Raw genomic sequence first — 7,284 nt, 5'->3', positions numbered from 1 at the left:
AATCATAACAATACCAAAACAAATTAATAAAATATATATATACTTTATTAATACTTGTTGATTAATCTTAGTGTTAATAATATGTCCTACCCACAAAGTTATAATAAGTAATGGTAAAATCATAATGAGTAAATACCATAAAGAGCTCGACCAAAACCCAGAAACACCATGACTAAATACTATAAAACACCCCGTAATGAAAAAGTGAACTTGAGAAATATTCTTTAAATCTGTTACATGCCATTTTTTTAAAGTACCGTAAACAATAATGGGTACACCATGACTATTATATGCACTACCTAAGATACCTGAAACGAGTCCTGCTATATAATCATATAACTTCGGTATTTGTTTATTTATTTGATAGATGTTTCTATAATGATTGATTAAGTTTATGGTTCCGTACAATAAGATGAAAATACCTAATACTTTAATAATGACATCTTCATTTGCCCATTTAACGATTAATATACCAACTGGAGCACCAATAATTGAACCAACCAACAATCTTCTTACAATTGACCAATTGAGATTTCTTCTGCTCTTAATAAATACAGGAAATGCTACCAACAAACCAACAATTGCAACAATCGAAACTGATAATTTAAAATCAATACTAAAAAGTGACAATAATGGCATAGTGACTAATGCTTCACCAAAACCAAAAATACTACGCACTAATGCGCCTAATAGTATTGATACGATAACTAATATCAAAATTGTAAAATCCATAATATCCCCTTTATTAATACACTATTAAAAAAACACTATATTTCAGCTTATTTCAATAAAATTTGATAAAAGGCTAAATCCAGCCATTTATCAAATTTATAACCTACTTTTTCAAGTGTACCTATATGTTTAAAACCTTTTTGCTTATGTAAATGTATACTACCTTCATTAGATGAATCAATACCCGCAACCATTGTTTTATAGCCATCAACTTTCGCAAGTAAAATTAAATGATCTATTAATTGTGTAGCAATACCTTGCCTTCTAAATTTAGAACTTACATAAATAGAATGTTCAATCGTATATTGGTATGCTGCCCAATTTCTAAACGGACCATATGAGGCAAACCCAGCAATCTCATTATCCTTTTCATAAACTATAACAGGTAAACCAGATTCTACTTTACTATAGAACCATTTTTTTCTTTCCTCAAGATCTGTCTGTTCATAAGTATATACAGTTGTTGTATTTAAAATAGCATCATTATAAATATCTAAAATAAACTTCAAATCATCCTCAGTTGCATTTCTAATCATGACTTGACCTCCATCGCACCTCTAATTTATTTAATCATATCAATCCAACATGAAAAGTAAAGAGCTTATTATAATAAATGATATACTTATAAATATTAAAATATAACAAAATAATTAAAGGACTTGATGAGTTGTTTGAATCAATTACATTAACAGAAGAAATATTAAAGGAACTACACCTTATTGAAAATATGAAAATAGAACCATTAAATATTGAATATGAGAGTTGTCATTATCAAATAAATGATAAAACATATAGAAGTAGACGCGCAAAAAAGACACCAAATAAACAGGGTTACTTTGTAGTATTTTGGATAAAAGACGAAAATAATAAAAATAGACCTTACACATATGAAGAAACATTAGATAAACTTATCGTTACAATAATTGATGAAAGAAAAAAGGGGCAATTTGTTTTTCCTAAGGATCTATTATACAAGAAAAAAATAATAAGCAGTAACAACATAACAGGAAAAATGGCTATGAGAGTATATCCAACTTGGGAAGATAACTTAAACAAAACCGCTTCTCAAACACAAAAATGGCAAAAAGATTATTTTATAGATTTATCAGATAAAGTTGATATTAGAAGATTAACTGAATTATATTAGTAATTGGTTTAAGTCTAGTAAAAATTATTTATATTTCATTACTTATTACTTTAAAAGTAAAGTAGCAATACTAACCACTAGTGATGCTATACCAATTATTGCAGGTATACTAATTCCTATCCAAAATCTGGTTGTCGTAACTTTATTATCATTTATCTCATTTTTCAACTCACTAATCGCTGTTTTTATTTCTGACTTAAGTGACTTCTCAAGCATATTTAATTTGGTATCCATATGTTTTTGGTGTAGCTTGAATTCAGGTCTTGTTACATAATCGTTATTCATAAAGGTACCTCCAATTTGTAAAGTTTGTTTATGTAAGAATATAGTAACATAACACGCATATTATATTCTTTTTATTTTATATTATAATATTATAGAATTGAAATCAAGTTAATATCGTTAAATTTTTGTAATAAAAAACCCCCTCAAAGCATTGAGCTTTGAGGGGTTAAGCAATTAATATTGCTTCATATATTGTTCTCTTTCCCATTCAGATACTTGGGTACGGTAGTAATCCCATTCTAATGATTTAGATTGTATGAATTGGCGATAGATATGATTTCCTAATGCTTTTTTAACAACTGGATTTTCTTTCATTGCTTTAACAGCTGTATAAAGTGTTGAAGGAAGATCTTGAACGCCTACTGATTCACGTTCTTCTCTATCCATTTCATAGATGTTTTGATCTACTGATTCTGGAGGTGTTAATTTATTTTTAATTCCATCTAATCCAGCTTCTAAAATTGTAGCTAATGCTAAATATGGATTAGCTGCTGGGTCAACTGATCGAATTTCAACACGAGTTGATAATCCGCGTGACACTGGAATTCTCACTAATGGTGAACGGTTTTGTCCACTCCATGCAATATAACATGGTGCTTCATAACCTGGAACTAAACGCTTGTATGAATTTACTAATGGGTTACATACTGCTGTATATCCACGCGCATTTTTCAAGATACCTGCAATAAAGTGGAAAGCGTCATCTGTTAACTGCATTTCTCCATTTGGATCAAAGAAAGCATTTTCTTTACCATTGAATAAAGAAACGTTAAAGTGCATTCCGCTTCCGTTTACACCAAATAATGGTTTTGGCATGAATGTTGCATGCAAATTATGTTTACGAGCGATTGTTTTTACAACTAATTTGAATGTTTGAATGTTGTCACATGCTGTAATTGCATCAGCATATTTGAAATCTATTTCATGTTGACCTGGTGCTACTTCGTGATGACTTGCTTCGATATCAAAGCCCATATCTTCTAATTCTAATACGATATCACGACGACAGTTTTCACCTAAATCTGTTGGTGCTAAGTCAAAATAACCACCATTATCATTTAATTCTAATGTTGGTTCTCCTTTTTCATCTAATTTGAATAAGAAGAATTCTGGTTCAGGTCCTAAGTTGAAATCTGTAAATCCTAACTCTTCCATTTCAGCTAATACACGTTTTAAGTTTGTACGTGGATCACCAGGGAATGGATTACCGTCTGGACTATAAATATCACAAATTAATCGTGCTACTTTTCCTTTACCTGCTGTCCATGGGAAAATTACCCAAGTATCTAGGTCAGGACATAAATACATATCCGATTCTTCAATTCGCACGAATCCTTCAATTGAAGAACCGTCAAACATCATTTCATTGTTTAAAACTTTTTCTAATTGTGAAATTGGTACCTCTACGTTCTTGATTGTTCCTAAAATATCAGTAAATTGTAATCTTAAATAGCGTACGTTTTCTTCGTCAGCAAAACGAAAAATATCTTCCTTTGTAAATGTTTGTTTAGCCATGTGATTATCCTCCAGTTTTTATTTAAAAAATCTTGATAAATCTCCACGATTAAGTTGTCCTTCTGTTTTAGAAGTTCCTCTAATTACACGTTCTCTCATCTTCAGTTCTTCATCAGAAAGGTCATTTTGTTCTTGTAAAAGAATTTGTTTTATACCTTTCATATTAAATCCCTTTTCGATAAGATTTTTAATTTCAAGTAATCGCTCTAAGTCATTTAAAGAAAATAACCGTTGATTACCTTCAGTCCTTTTGGGTGAGACTAGTTCGTTGCTTTCGTAATATCTGATTTGTCTTGCTGTTAGCTCAGTTAACTTAATCACTACACCAATGGGAAACACGGCCATGTTTCTTCTAATTATGTCTCTAGACAGCACGACCGCCTCCTTCATTTAAGAACTTAAAATAAATTTAGCACATAAATTTTCAGAAAACAAATAAATGTTAGAAAACCTTACATAAAATTAAAGTTTAACAAGTTGACTGTTTATTAAATTTTCTACCGCTCTTTTAATTGCAATTTTAACATGTTCATATGTTAATCCACCTTGTATATATGCTTCATATGGCGCTCTAATAGGACCATCTGCAGTTAATTCAATTGATGATCCTTGTATAAATGTACCTGCTGCCATAATGACATCATCTTCATAACCTGGCATATAACTAGGCAAAGGACTAAAATGCGCATTGATTGGGGATGCATGTTGAATCGACTGACAAAATGCTATCATTTGTTCTTTTGTTTCAAAAGTAACGGACTGTATAATATCTGTTCGCTTATCTTTATAGTGTGGTGTTGTTGTCATTTTTAATTTCTGTAATAATAGTGAAGTAAATAGTGCACCTTTTAAACTTTGACTGACTACATGTGGCGCTAGAAAGAAACCTTGATACATATCTGGCAAGTTTCCTAAAGATGCACCCGCTTCTTTGCCGATTCCTGGTGCTGTTAAACGATATCCACAACGTTCGATTAATTCTCTTTTACCTGTAATGTACCCGCCTATTTTTGCTAGTCCGCCACCTGGATTTTTAATAAGCGATCCTGCCATAATATCAGCACCTATTTCAATAGGTTCTCTATCTTCAACAAATTCTCCATAACAGTTGTCTACAAATATAATCATATCCGGATATTTCTTTTTTATATGTTTTATTGCATATTCAATTTGATCGATTGTTAATGAAGGTCTAGAGCTATACCCCTTTGATCTTTGGATTGCAATAACTTTTGTACATTCATTTATGCTTTTTAACACAGAATCTATGTCTATTTCATTATCTTTTAAAGGAACTTCATTATATAAAATACCTTGCTCCAAGAAACTTCCGATTCCGTTTCCATTAACGCCAATTACTTCTAACAGCGTATCATATGGTGTACCTGTTATATATAACAACTCTTCACCATATTTAAGCTGACTATTAAGTGCTAATGTGATAGCATGTGTGCCTGAAATAATTTGAGGTCTTACTAAACTATCTTCAGCTTTAAATACCCTACTATAAACATCTTCTAAATGATCCCTACCAATATCATCATAACCATAACCAGTTGTACCTACTAAATCAGATTCAGTAATTTTCACATCATGAAACGCATCTAATACTCTCTCTTGAGCAATTAATGCATTTTGTTCTATCTTATCAAAATATGGTCTTAATTCTGTTTCTACATCTGTAATTAAATTGTTTAATTTTTGTTCCATTTTTCAACCTCTTATTTCTGTTTATATCCTTTAACAAGATATGAATTTGATGCTTCATCAAAATCCATTGTCTCAACTAAAGTATGTGTTCTTTGCCAATATAATTGATCAGCATTTGATGACGGAATCGTCATTTCATAATATTCCATTGTTTCTTCTATCATTTGTACTAATTTTTCTTTCATTATAACTTTATCTTGAACATTTTTTGCAGAAACAAAAATTGAATGTTCTGAAACAGCTAAATGCGCTCCTTGAACCATATCTTTTTTATTAAATACAACGAGCATTGGGATATGTCCCATCTCTAACTGATTGACTAATGACATAACTGTTTCATATTGCTCCATATGATGTGGATGACTTGCATCAACTACATGAATTAACAATTGAGCATATTTCGCTTCTTCTAATGTTGATTTAAAAGCTGCAATAAGTGTCGTTGGTAACTTTTGAATAAAACCAACCGTATCTGAAATTATCACTTTAAATCCATTATTTATTGTAATTGCTCTTGATTTTGGATCTAGTGTTGCAAAAAGCAAATCTTGTTCAAACGTTTCGTCATTAGATAACTGATTGAACCATGAAGACTTACCAGCGTTTGTATACCCTATAAGTGCAACTTGATATGCTTGATTGTGCTGTCGTCGCTCTCTATATCTTGAGCGGTGTGAAACAATAGTTTCTAATTGATGCTTTATTTCATTCATTCTAGTCCGTATATGTCTTCTATCAGTTTCTAATTTTGTTTCACCAGGTCCTCTTGTGCCTATCCCTCCACCAAGTCGAGATAAACTTTTTCCGTGACCTGATAACCTTGTTAGCAAATAATCTAGTTGGGCTAACTCAACTTGTAATTGCCCTTCTCTACTAGATGCTCTTTGAGCGAAAATTTCTAGTATAAGCTGCGTTCTGTCGATTATTTTCGTATTAAATAACTCATCTAAATGTTTAGATTGTCCAGTTGTTAACTCGTCATTTGCAATTATGGCATTAACATTTAAGTCATTTAATTCTATATATTCAATCACTTCTTCAATTTTCCCTTTTCCAAAATAATACTGTTGGTCCGGTCTGTCTCTTTTTTGAGTGAATATTTCTATCACTTCAAGTTTACTTGTAGCCGCTAAAGATTCTAACTCATCAACTGTTGATTGAAAAGTAGCTTCATCAATTCTTTTATCTTGAAATGCTAATAAGATTACCTTCTCAGTATCATGTTTAGTAGATTTCATATCATTCTTCATTTTATCACGCTCTCTTTAATTATATTTTAACATATAAATCAGTATGCATATTGATATGACTTTTATAAATTTACGACTATAATGGAAATAAGAAAAGGAGTGATTGCAATGTCAATTTATGACTTCGAAGTTGCGAAAACAAACGGTGAGAGATATTCATTGTCTGAATATAAAGGGAAAGCAATTTTAATCGTTAATACTGCTAGTGAATGTGGTTTCACTCCACAATTTGAAGGATTAGAAGAGCTTTATCAAGATTATAAAGATAAAGGCTTTGTCGTACTTGGTTTCCCTTGTAATCAATTTGGCAATCAAGAACCTGGAGACTCATATGAAGCTTACCAAAACTGTAAATTAAACTTTGGTGTAACTTTTCCAATGCATGAAAAAATAAAAGTAAAAGGTTCTGAACAACATCCACTATATGAATACCTTACGCTTGCGAAAAAAGGTATATTAAATGGAGCTATTAAATGGAACTTTACTAAGTTTTTAGTAAACAAAGATGGTGAGGTCGTTAATCGCTTTTCTCCACAAAAAAGTCCAGATCAATTAAGAAGTTCAATAGAAGAATTATTATAAATTTAAGAGGTTCTAAGATAGTATATTAAACTACTATCTTAGAACCTCTTAATTACATCACAG

Annotated in this window: 9 protein-coding genes; 2 read left to right on the top strand and 7 right to left on the bottom strand. The window is 31.0% G+C overall.

Annotated features, from left to right (window positions below; translation table 11 throughout):
- Positions 1 to 732, bottom strand: a 732-nt coding sequence (locus CD129_RS00825) for a sulfite exporter TauE/SafE family protein (protein ID WP_144436997.1), incomplete at its 3' end; no start/stop codon positions are given.
- Between the two features lie 47 nt (positions 733 to 779).
- A complete protein-coding gene (locus CD129_RS00820) occupies positions 780 to 1,268 on the bottom strand; it encodes a GNAT family N-acetyltransferase (protein ID WP_078356300.1) in 489 nt (162 codons plus the stop codon).
- A 131-nt stretch (positions 1,269 to 1,399) separates the two neighbouring features.
- On the opposite strand from CD129_RS00820, the gene CD129_RS00815 reads away from it, so the two are divergent.
- Positions 1,400 to 1,879 carry a MepB family protein gene (locus tag CD129_RS00815; protein WP_078356299.1) on the top strand — a complete coding sequence of 160 codons (480 nt, stop codon included), beginning with the start codon at positions 1,400 to 1,402 and terminating at the stop codon, positions 1,877 to 1,879.
- A gap of 45 nt (positions 1,880 to 1,924) precedes the next feature.
- Here the strand turns inward: CD129_RS00815 and CD129_RS00810 are convergent, their stop codons facing one another.
- The 5 genes from CD129_RS00810 to hflX form a co-directional block, all read right to left on the bottom strand.
- On the bottom strand, positions 1,925 to 2,164 hold the full coding sequence (locus CD129_RS00810) for a hypothetical protein (RefSeq protein WP_115337499.1): 240 nt from the start codon (positions 2,162 to 2,164) through the stop codon (positions 1,925 to 1,927).
- A gap of 174 nt (positions 2,165 to 2,338) precedes the next feature.
- On the bottom strand, positions 2,339 to 3,679 hold the full coding sequence (gene glnA, locus CD129_RS00805; protein WP_115337500.1) for a type I glutamate--ammonia ligase: 1,341 nt from the start codon (positions 3,677 to 3,679) through the stop codon (positions 2,339 to 2,341).
- An 18-nt stretch (positions 3,680 to 3,697) separates the two neighbouring features.
- Positions 3,698 to 4,054, bottom strand: a complete 357-nt coding sequence (locus CD129_RS00800; protein WP_115337501.1) for a MerR family transcriptional regulator — start codon at positions 4,052 to 4,054, stop codon at positions 3,698 to 3,700.
- 87 nt (positions 4,055 to 4,141) lie between these two features.
- Positions 4,142 to 5,389: a methionine gamma-lyase family protein gene (locus CD129_RS00795; protein ID WP_107509959.1), complete on the bottom strand. Its 1,248-nt coding sequence runs from the start codon at positions 5,387 to 5,389 to the stop codon at positions 4,142 to 4,144.
- Positions 5,390 to 5,400: 11 nt separating this feature from the next.
- Positions 5,401 to 6,639: a GTPase HflX gene (gene hflX, locus CD129_RS00790; protein WP_115337502.1), complete on the bottom strand. Its 1,239-nt coding sequence runs from the start codon at positions 6,637 to 6,639 to the stop codon at positions 5,401 to 5,403.
- Positions 6,640 to 6,747: 108 nt separating this feature from the next.
- Between hflX and CD129_RS00785 the strand changes: the two genes are divergently transcribed.
- Positions 6,748 to 7,221, top strand: coding sequence for a glutathione peroxidase (locus tag CD129_RS00785; protein WP_078356294.1), 474 nt, complete (start codon positions 6,748 to 6,750; stop codon positions 7,219 to 7,221).
- Positions 7,222 to 7,284: the final 63 nt, after the last annotated feature.

Source organism: Mammaliicoccus fleurettii, assembly GCF_003970575.1.
GTDB classification, from domain to species: domain Bacteria; phylum Bacillota; class Bacilli; order Staphylococcales; family Staphylococcaceae; genus Mammaliicoccus; species Mammaliicoccus fleurettii.
This window is presented reverse-complemented; position numbering and strand designations above follow the sequence as displayed.